Source organism: Prolixibacter denitrificans, from assembly GCF_003014495.1.
GTDB lineage: Bacteria > Bacteroidota > Bacteroidia > Bacteroidales > Prolixibacteraceae > Prolixibacter > Prolixibacter denitrificans.
This window is the reverse complement of record NZ_PYGC01000008.1, coordinates 229,194-247,111: the sequence shown is the minus strand read 5'-3', so window position 1 is coordinate 247,111 and position 17,918 is coordinate 229,194. Positions and strand designations below refer to the sequence as shown.

Genomic DNA, 17,918 nt, shown 5'->3' with positions numbered 1-17,918 from the left:
GCATGCTTCAGGAAATTATGTGGCAACTCCGTCTTTTTCGCTCAACTTCGTTGGAGTTGTTTTCTATTCAGGTTGCCAATCCTCCGGCTTCGCCGAAGGTGATGAACATCTTTCCCTGGCGGGAAATTCTTTAACCGGCCAGCCCGCTTTTCGCCTGACGGCGATATCAAGGACGAGGCTTGTCTGGAAACCTTTCCCTTATCGGAAAAGAAACTACAGAAACCGCCAAGTGCAATCTGGAACCACCTGTACAAACAGCAACGTCAACATGTGGTATCTCTTTTTCCAACACCAATTTAAGACAAAAGCATCCTCATTTAATATACAGATAACGTTATTTAGTTGATGTCGTCAACTACTTCGGCGTACTTTTGCATATCAATCCAGTCGGAATTCTATGAAAACAGAAAAACCCATCTGCCAACTGCTTGGACAAGTCACACGGCTTTATAAAAATAAGCTGTTTGCCAGGTTTAAGAAAAAAGATGTTGATATCACATTTGAACAGTTTGCCATTCTGAGTTCACTGAATTCGGGGAAAGAATTCACACAACAAGACCTGGCCAACCAAATGCACAAAGACAAATCTATTATACTTCGACAAATCAATGTATTAATCGACAAAAACTATATAAAAAGAACCCAAAATGAACAGGACAAACGTAAGAAAACGCTGATTCTAACCGACGAAGGATTCAAAACGTTGGAGCAAGCCCAAAATCTTGTACAGAACGTACTTGACGAACTTCTCGTAGGAATCAGCGAGGATGAGCTATCCGTCTTCAGACATGTACTGGAGAAGATACAGGAAAACAGTGAACCGAATGATAGCAATTGCCAATGCTAATCGTCATATTCCAAAAAACAACAGACACTCAAAAAAGCAAAATGAAAAAAAATAACCTATTCAAATTTCTCAGTTTCATTGCGATACTGGCAACCACCATCTCATGCTCAAACTCACAAAAGGGAGGGCAAGCGGGAATGGCCGGTCGAGTCGGAGAATACAATGTGATGAAAGTTGAACCGCAATCAACCACTCTTTACGAGGAATATCCCACTAATTTACAAGGAATTCAAACGGTGGAAATTCGCCCGAAAATTGCCGGATACATTCAGAATATTCTGGTAGATGAAGGCTCTTTTGTCAAAAAGGGACAAGTTCTTTTCCGCATTAACGATAACGACATCCGGGCAACCGTACGCTCGGCACAGGCTCAGGTAAAAGTTGCCGAAGCCGATATTGTTGCTGCGAAGATTAACCTGGATAAAACCAAACCATTGGTCGAAAAAGGGATCGTCAGCAAATTCGATCTGGAATCATCCGAGTCGACATTAAAAGCAAAAGAGGCACAACTGGCTCAGGCGAAAGCCAACCTGGCCAATGCACAGGCCAATCTTCAGTATGCTACCATCACTAGTCCAACTAATGGTTTTATCGGCAACTTCCCCTATCGTGTCGGAAGTTTGGTCAGCAGTACCATTAGCCAGCCACTCACCACTATATCGAATACAACGGAGATGTATGCTTATTTCTCGATGAACGAGAAAGAGTTTCTAACGATGGTGAAAGGCTTGAAAGGACAAAACATGCAGGAAAAAATGAGTCACCTGCCTGATGTTTCCCTGATTTTGGCTGATAATTCGGTTTACAAGGAAAAAGGCCGGATACAAACAGCCAGTGGCTTAGTCGATCCGCAGACCGGTGCCGTGAACATCAGGGCAACATTTCCGAACAAGGAAGGAATTCTTCGTAGTGGAGGAAGCGGTTCCGTACGCATCCCACAGCATGTTGATTCGGTGATTATCGTTCCGCAAAATGCCACCTACGAACTGCAGGGCAAACATTTCATTTATACTGTAGACAAGGATAACAAGGTTCATCCGACCGAAATTGATATACTGGTTGGTAACCTGAAAACCAATTATGTAGTCACCAGTGGTTTGAAACCCGGCGATGAAATCGTGGTCGAAGGAATTGCCTCATTGCGCAACAACATGCCTATTAAACCGAAATTAGTAACCGATAGCGGCACTGACAATAAACAAGCTCAATCTTCGGCCGACCAGGTTAATAAATAAATGCTTAACAAACTATGTTCAAAAGATTCATTGAAAGACCGGTTCTGTCATCGGTCATATCCATCATAATTGTCATACTGGGATTGCTGAGCATGTTCAGTCTTCCCATTGAACAATACCCTGACATTGCTCCGCCTACCGTTCAGGTATCCGCGCACTACACCGGTGCCGATGCTGAAACGGTATTGAAAAGTGTTATCACACCGCTGGAGGAACAGATCAACGGGGTTGAGAACATGACCTACATGACCTCAACCGCCAGCAACAATGGTTCGGCAACAATCCAGGTTTATTTCAAACAGGGAGTTGATCCCGATCTGGCAGCCATCAACGTGCAAAACCGTGTGGCGAGGGCTACCAGTCTGTTGCCTTCCGAAGTTACACGAGCCGGTGTGATTACGGCTAAGCGGCAAAACAGCATGCTAATGGTCTTTTCGCTTTACAGCGATGACAGTAAATACGACGAGACCTTTCTGCAGAACTACAGTAAAATCAACGTGCTTCCGCAGATACAGCGTGTCAACGGAGTAGGTGAAGCACTGGTTTTCAGCTCAAAAGATTACTCCATGCGTATCTGGCTCAAGCCGGATGTAATGAAAGCATACGATTTGATGCCTTCGGATGTAATCGCCGCCCTGAACCAGCAAAGTCTGGAAGCTGCACCCGGTAGATTCGGTGAGCAAAACGGACAGTCATTCGAATATGTGCTGAAATACAAAGGAAAATTCAGCAAGGCATCGCAATTTGAGAATATCGTCATCAAAGCAGACAAAGATGGAAATGTACTTCGTTTGAAAGACGTGGCCAAAGTGGAATTGGGAGCGTTGAACTATTCAACAACCACTTCGGTGATGAATAAACCGGGAATTGCCATGGCAATTTTCCAGTCACCCGGTTCCAACGCCCGTGAGACGATTATCAATGCGAAGAAAGTACTGGAGGAAGCATCAAAGTCCTTCCCGGAAGGAGTGAAATATCATATCATTATTGATGCCAACCGATTCCTGGATAATTCTATCAGTAAAGTGCTGCACACCTTGCTGGAAGCTTTCATTCTGGTATTTATAGTCGTGTTTGTTTTCCTGCAGAATTTCAGGGCGACACTTATTCCTGCGATAGCAGTTCCAGTAGCCATTATCGGTACCTTTTTCTTTCTCAACTTGTTTGGCTTTACCATCAACCTGCTAACCTTGTTTGCTTTGGTACTGGCCATTGGAATTGTGGTGGATGATGCCATTGTGATCGTGGAGGCGGTTCACGCCAAACTCGAGCAAGGGGCGAAGAATTCGCAGGAAGCTGCGATTGCCGCCATGAGCGAAATATCAACAGCTATTATCTCCATTACTTTGGTGATGGCCGCCGTATTTATCCCGGTTACTTTTATCAAAGGAACAACGGGGGTTTTCTATAAGCAATTCGGAATTACGCTGGCTGTTGCGATTGTTCTTTCAGCCGTGAATGCCTTGACCTTGAGTCCCGCCCTTTGTGCTGTATTCCTGAAACCGGAAGATGAGAATGCGAAACACAAGAAAGGTTTCATGCAGCGATTCTATGGCGCTTTCAACACGTCTTTCGATGTGATGACCAAGAAGTACCAGCGTGTGACCAACTATTTCCTGCGGCGCAAATGGATTCCCGCTTCGATAATCGTGGTATTTACGATCGGGTTGTACTTCCTGCTAAGAACAACGCCGACCGGATTTGTTCCCAAGGAAGATGTAGGTATCATGATGCTCAATGTGAGCCTTCCACCTGCTACTTCGCTGGAAGAAACCAAGAAAGTGATGGAGAAAGTCGACGCCATTCTGGCTCACACACCCGAAATCAACGGACGGGCGATGGTGGTCGGGCGTTCACTCATTAGTGGACAGGGAAGTTCATACGGTATGATATTCTGTGACCTGAAGCCTTTTGATGAACGAAAAGGAAAAGGGCATGATGTGAACAGTGTGATTGGAAGGCTTTACGGAGCTACCTCACAAATCAAGGACGCCCAGATTATCATTTTCACACCACCGATGGTGCCCGGATTCAGTATTTCGGGCGGAGTCGAGTTCCAGCTCGAGGACCGGACCGGTGGTGACATCAATAAGTTTGAACAGGTTTCGCAGCGTTTTCTTGGTGCGCTAAACCAGCGCCCGGAAATTCAATACGCGATGACCTCGTTTAACACCAATTTTCCGCAGTACCTGGTCGATGTCAATGCTTTTCGGGCCAAACAATCCGGTATCGATGTCAGTACCATACTGGCAGCATTGCAGGGTTACATCGGCGGATTTTATGCATCGGATTTCAACCGGTTCGGGAAACAGTACCGTATCATGGTTCAAGCCAGTCCGAAGTATCGTGGAAATCCCGATGATCTGAATAACATGTACGTCAGGACCGGTTCGGGCGAGATGGCTCCCATTACCGAGTTTATTTCTCTGAAACGAGTGTATGGTCCGGAGAACATCAACCGGTTTAACATGTACACCTCGATTGCCGTGAATAGTGCGCCACAGTTTGGATACAGTTCGGGAGATGCCATCGAAGCAGTAAAACAGGTAGCAGCAGAAACGTTGCCTCCAGGATATAGCTATGAATTCTCGGGTTTAACCCGGGAAGAGATCGCATCGGGAAACCAGTCGCTTTTGATCTTCCTGCTAAGTGTCATTTTCGTTTACTTCCTGCTGGCAGCACAGTACGAAAGTTTCATCACACCACTTTCCATTCTGCTTTCGTTGCCGATTGGAGTGGCCGGAGCCTTCATATTTGCTCATATTATGGGAGTTAACAACAACATCTACCTGCAGATATCGCTCATCATGCTGATTGGCTTGCTGGCCAAGAACGCCATTCTGATTGTTGAGTTCGCCCTGCAACGACGACACCGGGGAGAGACGATTTTGCAATCGGCGATTGATGGAGCAACAGCCCGTCTCCGACCGATTCTGATGACTTCCTTCGCCTTGATTTTCGGTCTGATGCCGCTTATCGTTGGAGGTGGAGTTGGAGCCAACGGAAACCGCTCGATTGGTGTAGGTGCTGTCGGAGGTATGCTGGTAGGAACTTTCATTGGCATCCTGGTTATCCCGGCCATGTATGTTATCTTCCAGACAATCGAGGAGAAAATTAAAAAACCGAAGCAAGGTGAAATCTCAGGCCTCAACAGTCTCGAATAATCAATGCCTGAAAACAAAATAACGAAATGAGAAAATCATCATATAAAATTATATTACTGACTATCGGACTCGCGGGTATGCTGGCTTCGTGTAATACGTCGCGGCATTTCAATCGCGACAGTGTAGACACGAAGGGTATTTTCGGCTTCGAACCCACCGATTCGGTGACCATGGCCGAAACGCCCTGGCAAGAGCTGTTTACCGATACGTTGTTGCAAAATTACATACAGGAAGGTCTGGCCAATAACCCGGATTTACAGATTGCGATTCAAAGAATGGCAGAAGCCGAAGCTTACTTTTCTCAAAGCAAAGCATCTCTGTTTCCGTCTATTTCGGCAAAAGCAACCGATAATTATACCCGGAATCCTAAATCTATTTATCCGGATGGACCACGTGAAGTAAATAATTATCAGCTTGGCGCCGAAGCCAGTTGGGAGGTTGATATTTGGGGAAAACTACGCAGCTCGAAACGTGCGGCCTATGCCGATTTACTGGCAAGCGATGCCGGGAAAAAAGCGGTACAAACCCGTTTAATTGCAAACATTGCCAATGCCTATTACAACCTTGTTTCTCTTGACGCCAAATTGGCGATTACCCGTCAGACGGTGAAAAACAACAAGGAACTGGTAGAAACAATGAAAGCGCTAAAGGAAAGCGGGATAGTCACTGGAGCTGCCGTGGTGCAAACCGAAGCAGCCCGTTATGCTGCCGAAGTCATCATTCCTGACCTGAACCAACAAATCAGGGAAACCGAAAACGCTATGTGCGTTCTGCTGGGAAGCACTCCCGGGACCATACAACGTGATTCGTTGCTGGCATTGCCCAACAAACCGATGATGCAAGCCGGTGTTCCTTCGCAGTTGCTCGATAATCGTCCCGACGTGATGCAGGCAGAGTACAACGTGATGAGCGCTTACGAGATGACCAACAACGCACGGGCCTATTTCTACCCGTCGTTAACATTGACGGCATCAACCGGCTTTGCTGCGACCGCGCTTGACAAGTTGCTTGACCCGGCCTCTTTTGCAGCCAATGTGGTGGGAGGACTTACCGAACCGTTATTCAATAAAAGGGCCAACGTAACACGCCTGAAAGTAGCCAAAGCACAGCAGACCGAAGCGTTGCTGAATTTACGGAATACATTGCTGAATGCCGGACAGGAAGTAAACAATGCGCTTTACTCTTACGAGACTTCAGAGCAGAAAATTGTATTACGCCAGCAACAACTCGATGCATTAAAGAAATCGGTTTCATACACCGAACAGCTTTTAAATTACGGTTCAGCCACCTACACCGAAGTGCTGAATGCGCAACAAAGTTTGTTATCGGCTCAGCTGAATGATGTCAACGACCGATTGCAGAAACTTTCTGCAGTTATCTCGCTTTACCGTGCCTTAGGCGGTGGCTGGAAATAATGAATTGAATATTCATCAAAATAAAAAGGACAGTGCGGCATGCATTGTCCTTTTTTTGTCCGACTTATCTTCTTCTAAATCGCGTACAGCGCCGCTGTCTTCTCAAACGCTGCACGATTCATCCATCGTTGCTCAATGGCTTCGTCGACGACTCGATTAATGCGGGGTGCCAACTGAGTGATGAGTCCATGTTCTTCGATAAACTGCAAGGCCTCTTCGAAAGCTTTGAGCATTGCCCGATAAAACGCCTCCTGGGTAACCGGACGTTCGCCGCAAAATGTCTGAGCCACTTCCACATTATAAAGCATCAGATCGGCTACCACCGGCGCATCTACTCCCAACCGGACGAAATTCCGGATATGCTTCTGCGCCACCGAACGCCGCATCTTGGGTTTCCTCCGGTTAACCGGGAAATATTCTTTGGAGATTTGCCATTTCGCTTCCTCCAGCAATTTATTTTCCTGCGGATTAAAAGCAAAATCGTAAAAGGTTTTCACTTCTTTAAAACGTCCGTATAAATCGAGGATTTGCTCTTCGAGCTGCTCCTTGGTCAGTTCTTTCAGGTATTGTTTTAATTCGCGTTTACTCATGAAAATTGTTTATCGGTCATCCACCGGCGGATGGTTTCCGGAGAAACGTGGCGGAAATCGGTAATAAAATGATGAGCGGCAGAAATATCATGTTGTACGACTCCTTCGGGCTGAAAAGCAATACAAGCCATGCCGGCATCAACGGCCGCACGTATGCCATTCATCGAATCTTCGAAGACCAGACAATTGGCCGGTTCATGCTCTAATTTTTTCGCTGCATAAAGATAAACATCCGGCGCCGGTTTACTTTTTCCGGCCTGAACCGTGGTAACCACTGCATCGAAATAAGAACGGATTCCACATTGTTCCAGGATAATGTCGACAATGCCCGGAACCGAGGAGGTGGCCACCGCCATCGGAATGTTGGCATCGCTCAATCCCGATAGCAATTTCTTTACACCCGGGTTGGGCTGCAAATTCCCAAGGTCTTTGAAAAAGCCCACCCGAAATTCCTCATCGTACCGCACCAACTCTTCCAGCGATTGTTTCAGGCCATAACGCTGCTTCAGGTCCGACCACATCAAATCGGCTGCCGTGCCCAAGTAGAGTTGATGCACTTTATCCGGCACGTCGATGCCCAATTCGGCATAAATCAACTCTTCTACTTTATAATGCCACGGCTCGCTGTCGACCAGCACGCCATCCATGTCAAATATCACCGCCAATTGCTCTGCCATCCTATCTCTGTAAAATTATTGAGGGGTCCAGTAAGGTTGTTTATTCGGTATAAACTTAATGGGAAGTCCCGAAATAAAACCACCAAGCCACTCGGCACAATAATCCATTCCCGCCTGTTCGGAAAGCACATGTCCCATCATGATGAAAGCTTTGCTTCTTCCCTGCTGCGTTGCATCGAGCGCATATTCGGGCGTTTCCCACTCCCGCGCTTCGCCGGTAATCACTACCTGTACATCATCGCGGTTAAGTAATTGTCGTTGGCGGTCTGCACCGGGAGCTCCGACTGCCAATGCCACGCCGGTAAGTTTCATCCCGGGATCTCCCACAACACGAATAACTCCTTGCGGGAATTTTTGTTTCAGGTGCTCAGCCAAATCCTTCAGTGTTGTTTCCGGAAATTCGAAAACCATATAACTGTCGCCTTTCCGGTATTTGGCCCATCCAAGCTTCCGCACCATTCCCACATAAATTCCATCAGGACTAGTACGGTGCCAGTGGTCATGAAAACGCCAAACCACCAGGTGATGATCATTAATGTATTTCAGCTTTTCGAGATAAACCGGATCGTTCTTCTGGAAATCGGTTTCATCGAGGTGATTATAGAAAAGCGGCTCATGGGCAATAATAAAATTGCAGTTTTGCTTTACTGCCTCACGTAGCACATCCATTGTCGCAAACATAGTGGTCACTATACCCGTAACTTTTTCATCCGGGTTACCCGCTTTAAAAGTGTCGACGGTCTTTCCTTCATTCCACGAACAGGTAACATGCTGCTTGATTTGCTCCACCACTTCGCGGCAGGTTAAGGAATCATCTTTACTCAAAACGTCCGATGCTTTTGCCGGAACGATCCCAACGACCATCACATGCAATAAAAGCGAAAATGGTAATAATCTTTTCATAGCCAAGGCAGGTAAGTTTTCGTCAGCAAGTTAGTAAAAACCGTTTCCGGGAAAAAGAAAAGAGAGCGGTTAAACTCTCTCTTCCCTTGCATTAAAGTGTATAAAGGTTCAATCAATAAAAATATATTAAGGTTTAAAATAATTCTTCGGAACAAAAACGGTATTATACGCTTTGTGGTCGTTAAAAACGGCCGATGGATTTTGAGATGACTTCACCAGCTGCTCTTGTCCATCCTGATATGCAGTAACTGTAACAATAGGCTCTTCATCCTTCCGGGTGATATCGAGCGTTGCTGCCGGCGCCGAATTCACTTCACTTTTCTCCGCGAAAGCGGCTCCCTTCAGATTTCCCAGCTTTTGCAAATACCCTGCAACTTTGGCTGAGTCGGCCGTTACACCGTTCACCTTCCACTGGCCATCCTCATTCACCAGCGTAAACGATTTACCACTGGCATACGAGAAAGCCAACTTCGTCATGTCGCTGGTCACCATGTGCACAATTCGATGATCGCGATATTCGTCTACCTTCCGGTTGAAAAGCATCGGCAAATAACCTTCCACTGCAAACACATCGTTTCCGGGCATTAACCGGACATACGTGGTCAGATTGTGTGGTTCCGAATAAGTGAATTTGCCCAAAACCAGGTCGGCCAATTTTTCTTTCCCTTCATAAACCACAACGTGCGTTCCCGACGAATCTCCGACGCCGAAGTCGTTCAATTTCTTCTCGGATGAAGAAACCAAACTTCTTGCTTTCAAATCGCTAATGGCTGACAGCATCCGGACAACGACATTATTGTCAGCGCTCAGAATCTTCCCGCCAAGGACAATGTTCCAATGGTTATTATGCTTTTCGAAACGCAGCATTTTCTCGGCCCCCTGCTTCGGGGTCAGTTCTATCGCTGTCACTTTATTCGTCGAAAAACTGGTAAGCTGGCTGTTGAAGGTCCGGTCGCCTTTCCGGCTATCGTCTATTTTCACCAGCACAACCGCCACCAAAAGTACGGTAAACGCTACGGCCAATGAGCGTATTCCGATTCTCCTAAACATAGTCGTCCTCCATTCTTTTGATACGAATCCACCTTTTCCGCTGCGCGCGGAATACACCGTAAATAATGATGAGCAAAGTGGGCAACAGGAAGTTGAAGTATTTCAGGAAGGATTTCTTTCCATCCTGAATCTTCGCCAATGGCCGCGATGAAATTCCCTTGGTACGCAAATCAATCAAACCGGTATCATCCGAAAGCCAATCGACAGCATTCACAAAGAAGTTGATGTTATCACCCGGCAGTTGTCGGGCTGACTGTCCTGAACCATTCACTGCAAAATCGCCGTCGGTAATGACAATCATTCGGGCATTGGCCGGTCCTGTAATTTTTCCCTCGAGTAAGCCAGCGACAACCTCGTTGGATAACGGAAAGTCTTTGTCGGTCCAGTGATGTTCAATATCGAAATAAACCGGCGTGTGTTGCTTGCCCGACATGCGGGATGTTTTCGCCAAAGGAATAAACGTCAAAGTTGAATCGCCGGTATATTTCATCGGACTGGCGAATTGCAGAGACACTGCTTCCAACCCTTTCGTCACGGGATGATTGGCAAACGTGGTGATAATTGGCAAGTACGGAAATTGCAACTGTGTGGAGAAACTAAACAACCCCGATTGCTGACGAAGCGAAATCGTTGAACAACTGGCATCCGTCACAAAACTGGATTCTACCTGGATTCCTTTATCCGCCAACCAGGTCTCCAGTCCGGTATTAATTGCCACGCCTCTCGAACGTTCCAACTGGCCATCTACCCGGTCAAAAGCAACCAACAGGTTTCCTCCCTGCGCCAGGTAATTATTCAACAGTTTCAGTTGCTCCGGAGGAATACTGTCCTTCGGGCCATCCAGAATCAATGTTTTATATTTTCCCAGGTAAACTGAATCATTCAGAGTCACATTCCTGACATTGTACAACACATTCAGTTCCTGCATTACCTGCGGGAATTCGTATTTGGCCGGCTCACCGTTTCCCTGAATCAAACCAATCTCCGGTTTGTTTTTCACTGTAAGTTTACGAATAGCTGATGCCAAAGCATACTCCATTCCGGAGCCCGGCTGCAAAAATGGTATCACCTGGGATTTGCCTTCGTAATGAATCACAGCCCCGAGGTATGCCTTCTTCTGAACCGCCTGATCTTTTTCCCGCACATTGATAACCACCGGTTGAATACCTGCATCGACTGCTTGTTGCTCTGTATCGGAATTATCGTTTGGAGCAACAAACTCATAATTCACTTTTCCATGCGAAACACTATGGAATTCCTGAAGAAGGTTCTTAAAATCGGTCCGCACACGGCTGACATCCGGTGGTAAATCCTGCGAAAAATAAGCCGTAACCGTAACCGGATCATCAAGGTGATTAATGATTTGATGCGTGGCATCACTCAATGTATAGCGCTGATCGTCGGTAAAGTCAATCCGAAAGAAAAAACGGTTGGCTAAAACATTCAAAAGAATCAGCACACCACCCAACAAAAGAAAATATGGTAATAGTAGTTTTTTGCTCTTCATGATATGCTTTTTCAATTCAGATTACGCTTTGCCAGAGATGCCTCGGAGCCCATCAGCCCCATAACGACAATGGAAAGGAAATAGATGATATCTCTCGAATCGATTACACCGCGTGAGATGGCACTAAAATGCGTCGACATACTGAGATAATCGAACACCGAGCCCGCAGCACCCGTGAGCGATGAAGCGAGAACTCCGAATATGACGTGAAAGAAAATGCCGATAATCAGCGCCAGCAGAAAAGCAACAATCTGGTTGTTCGTTACGCTACTGGCAAACAAGCCGATGCTAATGTAGGCCGAACTCATCAAAATCAATCCAACATATCCCAGGATAACCGCTCCGTGATCGATGGGACCTAAACTCCATACGGTGAAATAATACGGGAAGGTTAGAAACAGAGCGATGACAATCAAAATGAGAGTGGAAAGGAATTTCCCAAAAACAATCTGCCAGTCGGAAATGGGTTTCGTTAATAACATCTCCAGCGTTCCGGTTTTATTCTCCTCGGCCAGTTGCCTCATAGTAAGTGCCGGAATGAACAGAAAAAGCGTCCAGTAAGCAATGCTGAAGAACGATTGCAAACTGGCCTGTCCAATAAAAAAGATGTCATTTCCTGAAATCCAGGTAAAGAATCCGCTGAATCCGAGGAATGCCACCAGCATAATGTAAGCCGTAAGGGAATCAAAAAACGACTGTAGCTCTCTCCTGACAATGGTCCATGTTTTACTCATTGTACCATTTTTTGAATGAATCTTGCTTTTCAAGTCAACTAATTCATGGTTACTTCGCGGAAAATATCTTCCAACCGGGTTTCTACCGGTGTCAACTCTTCGATGTACCAATTATTTTCGGCACACATCTCGAAAATAGGACGCGCCGAGTTTTCATTCTCGTGACTATGAACTTCGAAATACTCTGGAGAATTGTCCATGATAGCGATGGAACGAACAGTTTCCAGATCTTCCAAAGCAATAAAAATATCCTCCGGTTCTCCGCCACCAATCTTCACCTTTAGAATCTCGTCGCCGTGAGCCCGCATCCGCAATTCGGCCGGAGTACCATTTGCCACGATGCGACCATTGCTGATGATCAGAATCCGGTCGCAAGTAGCTTCCACTTCGGCCAGAATATGAGAACTGAGGATGACCGTCTTTTCCTTTCCTATTTTGCGGATCAGGTCACGAATTTCGGCAATCTGGTTTGGATCGAGGCCGGTCGTCGGTTCGTCCAGAACAAGTACCTCCGGATCGTGAATCAACGCCTGAGCCAAACCAACCCGCTGCTTGTATCCTTTCGAGAGCTCACGGATGTTCTTGGATTTCTCGCCGCTCAACCCACAAATCTTTATCATTTCACGAATGCGTCCAGGGATTTGTTCTTTCGGTACCCCTTGCAATTCGGCAACAAATGCCAGATAATCGACCACCTGCATTTCCTGGTAAAGCGGATTACTCTCAGGCAAATAGCCAATCAGGCTCTTCACCTTCTCCGGATTTTCTCTAACCGACAATCCGCCAACGGTAATATCTCCTTCGTTGGGCGCCAGAAAACAGGTAATCGCTTTCATGGTCGTCGTCTTTCCGGCACCATTGGGTCCCAAAAAGCCGAGTACCTCACCGGTATTTACCTTAAAAGAGATGTTGTCGACCGCCTTTTGCGCACCATATAACTTGGTCACCTTTTCAACGATAATGTCCATAACTTGATGCAGTATTTAAAACTTGCAAATCCGAAATTATAAAATTTCGATACCTGAAAAACATAACGTAACTTGGTTTAACAATATTTAACAGCACTTAAAACAAGGGATTCAGAGGAGTGTTGTAGATTAGATAACGCCTGTTAACCTATCAGCCCCGAAAAGATTGATTACACGTTATACCAAATATTGTCGAAAGCAAATCTTACGGTTTGGAGCAGTGGTCATCATCATTTCATCGACAGCTATCCAAATCGTAACTGCCTCTGTACCTTTTTCAAATACACATGCACTAACTACAACAAATCAAAAACGATCAGAATCGTTAATAATTAATAAAAAGGACAAAAACGACCGCAGAGATTCGGTTCCCGAAAAAAATTTACACCGGCGTTTCGAGCAACTAAAAGTATCGGCTGACACACTGATTAAGCCACTTCCCATAAAAACCAGAAAAGATATTGTTAAGTCGGCAGAAGTACAATCTGAGAAATCAGATACCCTCACCCGCGACAGCCTTTCCCGTTCTACAGAAACGAAAGCTTTTTATGATTCACTCAGGGTGCGCTCCGAAAGGAGTTTCTGGGCCAGGTATCTTTACGGATGGATGATTGCATCGCCACAGAGCGCCAAATCGCAGCTCGAAGTAAACAGCGAACAGTACTTTAAGCTTTTTGCCGGAAAACGAATTGGGCACATCCGCATTCAACAACTCGATGTGTTTGGTCCGTCGATACAAGACACCTCCATCGTTCTTGACAACTGGCTGGCAAAAGTTGGAAATGGCATTCATGTGAAAACCCGAGACTGGGTACTGCGAAAAAACCTGCTGTTTAAAACAGGCGACATTGTTGATCCAAGAACAATGGCAGAAGACGAAAAGCTTATTCGTGATCTTCCCTATATTAAAGATGTATCCATTATTCTGATTCCGGATCAATTGAATTCCCAGATAGTCGACGTGCTCATTGTAACCAAGGACAATTTCTCCTGGGGATTTCTTCTGGATATTAACGGTAGTAAATCAGCGAGATTTGATTTGTTTAATCAAAACATGTTTGGCCTCGGTCATGAGTTCTCTATCGGAACGGTTTATCATTCCCATGAATCCCCAACCGTCGGCTTTCATGGCTTCTATGGCGTCAACAACATTGGCGGGAAATTCATCAACGGAGCATTCCGAATAGAAGATACCTACCGGAAGAATGCTGTTTCAGTCATGCTGGAAAAGCGTTTTCTAACGTCAAAAACCAGGAATGCCGGCGGAATTTCATTCAATCGGGTATTCCGCTTCGACTATTTGACAGATGACCGGATCATGCGATTGGATACCACTGTCAGCTTCCTGGATATGGATGCATGGTATGGTCATTCGTTCGAACGCAAAAAGGAAACGCAGGCAGCCGGTAATTTCATTGTTGCAGGGCGTCTTTCCAGTCGAAAATTTTTCGACCGTCCAACGGTATCTTCGCAAAGAAATCAATTGTTTCACGACCACCATCTAATTTTGGGTTCGGTGGCCTACAGCAAACGATTTCTGCAAAAGAACAACCTGGTTTACGGCTACGGAATCACGGAAGATATTCCTTACGGCGATTACCTCGAGTTGACTTCCGGATATGACTTCGGGGAATTTTACAATCGGAGCTATCTTCACCTATACTATTCAAAAGGAATGGTTTTGCCCGATTTCAGCTACCTGCGCTTTGGACTGGGAGCCGGAAGTTTTTTTCACCACAACCAGCTCGAGCAAAGCACGATTCTGGGAGAAGGAAACTTCTTTTCGCGGCTGTATAACATCAACGGACATCGACTCCGGCAATTTATCAATGTCCGGTACATCATCGGATTCAATCATTTTAATCAGGAATATCTTACGTTGAATGATGAGTGGGGAATTCGAGGGTTCAAGACCGACTATGTCAGAGGAACACAAAAACTCACAGTAAATATGGAAGCGGTAACCTTTCTCCGTTCGCAATTCTATGGTTTTCGATTTGCTCCTTACTGCTTTTCCGATTTAGGCTTCATCGGTGACAACACGAAGTTCATCCTGAACCAGGATTTCTATGCCGGCGTTGGCTTAGGGTTCCGCATTCGTAACGAATCGCTGGTCATTAATACTTTCGAATTCCGCCTGACATGGTTTCCCGTTACTCCGCCTGACATCCATCCCTGGAGCTTCAGGGCTCTGGGCCAACCCAAATCGGAATTCAATGATTTTCTTGGTCGCCGCCCCGAAATTCTACCTTACCATTAATCGGTTGGAAAATGTCTTCACCTCAGAACATAAAAAAAGCCCGGCTGGGAACCGGGCTAAACCTGTTAATTAATCTCCTCAATATTTAATAGTAGTTGTAATGTGCAAAGGAAAGTATCCATAATCGACATGCATTATCGACTTGCAAGGAACGGTAGGAAACATGAGCAAATTATGGATACAAGGATTGTAAACTTACGTTTACTAAGGAACATAATTTGAATAACCTTAAAAAATTAAAAAAGAACGCTTTGTTGTTTAACCTAAGAAATAAAAGTAGTTGTTGTGTTGTTTAACCAAAATTCTAAAAAACCTAATTTAAAACCCTGTTGTAATATTTTTTACACTGATTGTTTTCGATGATAATTCCTTTCGGAAGAGTGGGAGGAGAATACCTCCCGACTCTGTGATTATTTTTTAATCAAGTTTCTTGATAATATCCGTCGCTTTCGAGGCATAGTATCCATCGCTGGATGCGATTTCCTTGAATACCTTCAGCGCTTTATCCTTCTCTTCCCGTTGCAGGTAACATAGTCCGATATACCACTGAGCCTGTTCGGTGAAGAGGTTATCGTTATGCTTCACAACTTTTGTGTAAGATTGGATAGCTTTCGCGTATTCTTTCTCTTCCTGGTAAGCAACGCCGACGTAGAAGTTTGCTGCCGGATTATTTTCATTCTTCGTGAGTACCTGATGGAACAAGTTCAATGCCTGATCGTAGTTCGATTCATTAAACTGCTTCAACGCATCGGTCATCAGATTATCTGCTGAGTTGTCAGCCGACCGGAAAATTCCCACTTTATAAGTCTGGTAGTAATCTCGATAGATTTCCTGGTTGGAATACGACTGATTCCTTACAAAGCTTGCGATTCCGAGAATGAGCACGATAGATGCCGCGACCGTATACCACAATATTCGTTGTGTTTTGGGCGGTCGAATACCCCGCACCTCTCGATTCTTCTCGTTTTCTTCTGCTTTCCTGATATTCTGCAGCGAAGCACGCAGCTCCATAACATCTTTCTCACCGACAGCTTCATCCACTTCGCGGAAGAGTTTGACATCCGCTGCCAGATCCGGATTCATGGCCATCTCGTCCTCGAACGAAGCAACACTCGCTTCATCCATTTCGTCGGACAGGAAGCTTTCGATTTCTTCGTATTGACGAGCATGTGAACTTTCGTTTTCACTGATAATGTTCAGTGCGGCACGCAGCTCCATGACATCTTCTTCGCCGATCGCTTCGTTGACTTCGTGGAACAGTTGGATATCGTTAGCCAGATCCATATTACTTTCGGCATCCAGCTCGATGGCTTCCATCTCCTTATCGGATAGATCTCCGGAAACGTATTCTTCAATTTCTTCCACCGTGCGGTTATGAGCAGGCATATGTTTGGCTATCGTTTCGATATTAGCCCTCAGCTCCATAATATCTTTTTCCATAACGGCATCCTCGATTTCCTGGAACAGCAATTCGTCTGCTTCAGTGAATTCGCCGGATTCGTTATCACTAACCGGTTCGGCTTCGTCTTTATAAACTTGATGAACAGTCTCTTTGGAGGCTTTCTTGTGATTCTGCAAATGCAGTTTCTGGAGTGAGTTACTGTAGGAGTTAAGTTCCTCGTCATCCAGGTCGAGGTCAGAAATATCTTCGATTTCTTCAGCCAGTCCGAAGTAGGCTTCTGAAATTTCCGGGGAGAAGTTTTCGTCTAAATCGAAGGAGTTAGTTATTTCTTGCAGATTACCTCTCAGTTCCATCACGTCTTTTTCGCTCATCGCCTCTTCGATCTCCTGGCTCAGCTTGAGGATCTCAGCCAGTTCTGGATCGTCGACCAGACGCGTCCGGAACGCATTGAGTTGGTCTCCCGTCAATTCACCACCCAGGTACATCTCGACCAACTCATATTTATTTACTTCAGGTATCATCTTCAATCAGTTTTTTATAATTCAAATCCTGCTTGATACTGGTGATCAAGTACTCCTTGCACTTAAACTTGCGCTTTTTGGCGTACTTCTCACTCTTATATCCCATCATTTGTGAGATTTGACGTAACGGTATTTTATCAAAGAATAGCTGTAACAGCTTTTGACAGTCGGATCCGAGCATTTGGAAATGCTTCTGATACAACCGGTACCGTTCGTTCTTGTCAGCTACTTCTACGATGTTATAGTCGTACTCCTCGTCTGATAGGCCGGCGTTATCAAGCACCATATCCCTTTCAGCTTTCTTCTTACTAAGTTGCTTAAGCCAGAGGATTTTGCATACCGAGTAGAGGTACGTTTCGAAAGAAGCATTGTTTAAAACCAGGTCATTGGCTTTAAGCTTACGGTATATGACGATGATGGCCTCTTGAAAAATATCACTGGCATCTTCATCATTACCACTGTTCTTCTTTACGTAGAAGTTAACCTTGTAGTAAAAGTTCTTGTAAATGTATTGCAGGATTACATTGTCGTTCCTCAGAATTCCATTCAGGAGTTCTTCGTTCGTGTAATTTATCATTTTCACTAGTTAATACGTTTTCAACTCAAAAGGTAACCCGGTAAACTCAATTTTTTTTCAATTTTTTT

At 45.3% G+C, this 17,918-nt stretch carries 14 protein-coding genes; 5 read left to right on the top strand and 9 right to left on the bottom strand.

Annotated features, from left to right (window positions below; all coding sequences use genetic code 11):
• Nucleotides 1–397: 397 nt before the first annotated feature.
• The 4 genes from CLV93_RS15275 to CLV93_RS15260 are packed head-to-tail and all read left to right on the top strand — an operon-like array spanning nt 398 to nt 6,661.
• Entirely contained in the window at nt 398–847 is a 450-nt protein-coding gene (locus tag CLV93_RS15275; protein WP_106543077.1) for a MarR family winged helix-turn-helix transcriptional regulator, read from the top strand.
• A 41-nt stretch (nt 848–888) separates the two neighbouring features.
• On the top strand, nt 889–2,082 hold the full coding sequence (locus CLV93_RS15270; protein WP_170108973.1) for an efflux RND transporter periplasmic adaptor subunit: 1,194 nt from the start codon (nt 889–891) through the stop codon (nt 2,080–2,082).
• 14 nt (nt 2,083–2,096) lie between these two features.
• The gene (locus CLV93_RS15265; RefSeq protein WP_106543075.1) at nt 2,097–5,246 is read left to right on the top strand and encodes an efflux RND transporter permease subunit; all 3,150 of its coding nucleotides are present in this window, start codon (nt 2,097–2,099) and stop codon (nt 5,244–5,246) included.
• 26 nt (nt 5,247–5,272) lie between these two features.
• A complete protein-coding gene (locus CLV93_RS15260) occupies nt 5,273–6,661 on the top strand; it encodes a TolC family protein (RefSeq protein WP_106543074.1) in 1,389 nt (462 codons plus the stop codon).
• A 74-nt stretch (nt 6,662–6,735) separates the two neighbouring features.
• Here CLV93_RS15260 and CLV93_RS15255 read toward each other — a convergent pair whose 3' ends face one another.
• From CLV93_RS15255 to CLV93_RS15225, 7 genes are all read right to left on the bottom strand, one after another.
• Nucleotides 6,736–7,251: a DUF6155 family protein gene (locus CLV93_RS15255; RefSeq protein WP_106543073.1), complete on the bottom strand. Its 516-nt coding sequence runs from the start codon at nt 7,249–7,251 to the stop codon at nt 6,736–6,738.
• Nucleotides 7,248–7,928, bottom strand: a complete 681-nt coding sequence (locus CLV93_RS15250; RefSeq protein ID WP_106543072.1) for an HAD family hydrolase — start codon at nt 7,926–7,928, stop codon at nt 7,248–7,250. Before CLV93_RS15250 ends, CLV93_RS15255 begins: the two co-directional genes overlap by 4 nt.
• A 15-nt stretch (nt 7,929–7,943) precedes the next feature.
• Nucleotides 7,944–8,831 carry a Nif3-like dinuclear metal center hexameric protein gene (locus CLV93_RS15245; RefSeq protein WP_106543071.1) on the bottom strand — a complete coding sequence of 296 codons (888 nt, stop codon included), beginning with the start codon at nt 8,829–8,831 and terminating at the stop codon, nt 7,944–7,946.
• A 126-nt stretch (nt 8,832–8,957) separates the two neighbouring features.
• Nucleotides 8,958–9,881: a DUF4340 domain-containing protein gene (locus tag CLV93_RS15240; protein WP_106543070.1), complete on the bottom strand. Its 924-nt coding sequence runs from the start codon at nt 9,879–9,881 to the stop codon at nt 8,958–8,960.
• Nucleotides 9,874–11,388, bottom strand: coding sequence for a GldG family protein (locus tag CLV93_RS15235; RefSeq protein WP_106543069.1), 1,515 nt, complete (start codon nt 11,386–11,388; stop codon nt 9,874–9,876). Before CLV93_RS15235 ends, CLV93_RS15240 begins: the two co-directional genes overlap by 8 nt.
• Before the next feature lie 11 nt (nt 11,389–11,399).
• Nucleotides 11,400–12,122 carry an ABC transporter permease subunit gene (locus CLV93_RS15230; RefSeq protein ID WP_106543068.1) on the bottom strand — a complete coding sequence of 241 codons (723 nt, stop codon included), beginning with the start codon at nt 12,120–12,122 and terminating at the stop codon, nt 11,400–11,402.
• Between the two features lie 38 nt (nt 12,123–12,160).
• Entirely contained in the window at nt 12,161–13,090 is a 930-nt protein-coding gene (locus tag CLV93_RS15225) for an ATP-binding cassette domain-containing protein (RefSeq protein ID WP_106543067.1), read from the bottom strand.
• Nucleotides 13,091–13,256: 166 nt separating this feature from the next.
• Here CLV93_RS15225 and CLV93_RS15220 point away from each other — a divergent pair, with 166 nt between their 5' ends.
• Nucleotides 13,257–15,350, top strand: a complete 2,094-nt coding sequence (locus tag CLV93_RS15220; protein WP_106543066.1) for a BamA/TamA family outer membrane protein — start codon at nt 13,257–13,259, stop codon at nt 15,348–15,350.
• Nucleotides 15,351–15,767: 417 nt separating this feature from the next.
• Here the strand turns inward: CLV93_RS15220 and CLV93_RS15215 are convergent, their stop codons facing one another.
• Both CLV93_RS15215 and CLV93_RS15210 read right to left on the bottom strand, forming a co-directional pair.
• The gene (locus CLV93_RS15215) at nt 15,768–17,273 is read right to left on the bottom strand and encodes a tetratricopeptide repeat protein (RefSeq protein ID WP_106543065.1); all 1,506 of its coding nucleotides are present in this window, start codon (nt 17,271–17,273) and stop codon (nt 15,768–15,770) included.
• Nucleotides 17,263–17,850: an RNA polymerase sigma factor gene (locus tag CLV93_RS15210; protein WP_106543064.1), complete on the bottom strand. Its 588-nt coding sequence runs from the start codon at nt 17,848–17,850 to the stop codon at nt 17,263–17,265. The genes CLV93_RS15215 and CLV93_RS15210 overlap by 11 nt, the downstream gene beginning before the upstream one ends.
• Between the last annotated feature and the right edge of the window lie 68 nt (nt 17,851–17,918).

What these genes read in the sequence shown, in the direction of transcription:
- CLV93_RS15215 (WP_106543065.1), bottom strand. Translation starts at nt 17,273, where the DNA reads ATGATACCTGAAGTAAATAAATATGAGTTGGTCGAGATGTACCTGGGT.
- CLV93_RS15230 (WP_106543068.1), bottom strand. Translation starts at nt 12,122, where the DNA reads ATGAGTAAAACATGGACCATTGTCAGGAGAGAGCTACAGTCGTTTTTT.
- CLV93_RS15255 (WP_106543073.1), bottom strand. Translation starts at nt 7,251, where the DNA reads ATGAGTAAACGCGAATTAAAACAATACCTGAAAGAACTGACCAAGGAG.
- CLV93_RS15245 (WP_106543071.1), bottom strand. Translation starts at nt 8,831, where the DNA reads ATGAAAAGATTATTACCATTTTCGCTTTTATTGCATGTGATGGTCGTT.
- CLV93_RS15260 (WP_106543074.1), top strand. Translation starts at nt 5,273, where the DNA reads ATGAGAAAATCATCATATAAAATTATATTACTGACTATCGGACTCGCG.
- CLV93_RS15275 (WP_106543077.1), top strand. Translation starts at nt 398, where the DNA reads ATGAAAACAGAAAAACCCATCTGCCAACTGCTTGGACAAGTCACACGG.
- CLV93_RS15225 (WP_106543067.1), bottom strand. Translation starts at nt 13,090, where the DNA reads ATGGACATTATCGTTGAAAAGGTGACCAAGTTATATGGTGCGCAAAAG.
- CLV93_RS15210 (WP_106543064.1), bottom strand. Translation starts at nt 17,850, where the DNA reads ATGATAAATTACACGAACGAAGAACTCCTGAATGGAATTCTGAGGAAC.
- CLV93_RS15250 (WP_106543072.1), bottom strand. Translation starts at nt 7,928, where the DNA reads ATGGCAGAGCAATTGGCGGTGATATTTGACATGGATGGCGTGCTGGTC.
- CLV93_RS15265 (WP_106543075.1), top strand. Translation starts at nt 2,097, where the DNA reads ATGTTCAAAAGATTCATTGAAAGACCGGTTCTGTCATCGGTCATATCC.
- CLV93_RS15270 (WP_170108973.1), top strand. Translation starts at nt 889, where the DNA reads ATGAAAAAAAATAACCTATTCAAATTTCTCAGTTTCATTGCGATACTG.
- CLV93_RS15235 (WP_106543069.1), bottom strand. Translation starts at nt 11,388, where the DNA reads ATGAAGAGCAAAAAACTACTATTACCATATTTTCTTTTGTTGGGTGGT.
- CLV93_RS15240 (WP_106543070.1), bottom strand. Translation starts at nt 9,881, where the DNA reads ATGTTTAGGAGAATCGGAATACGCTCATTGGCCGTAGCGTTTACCGTA.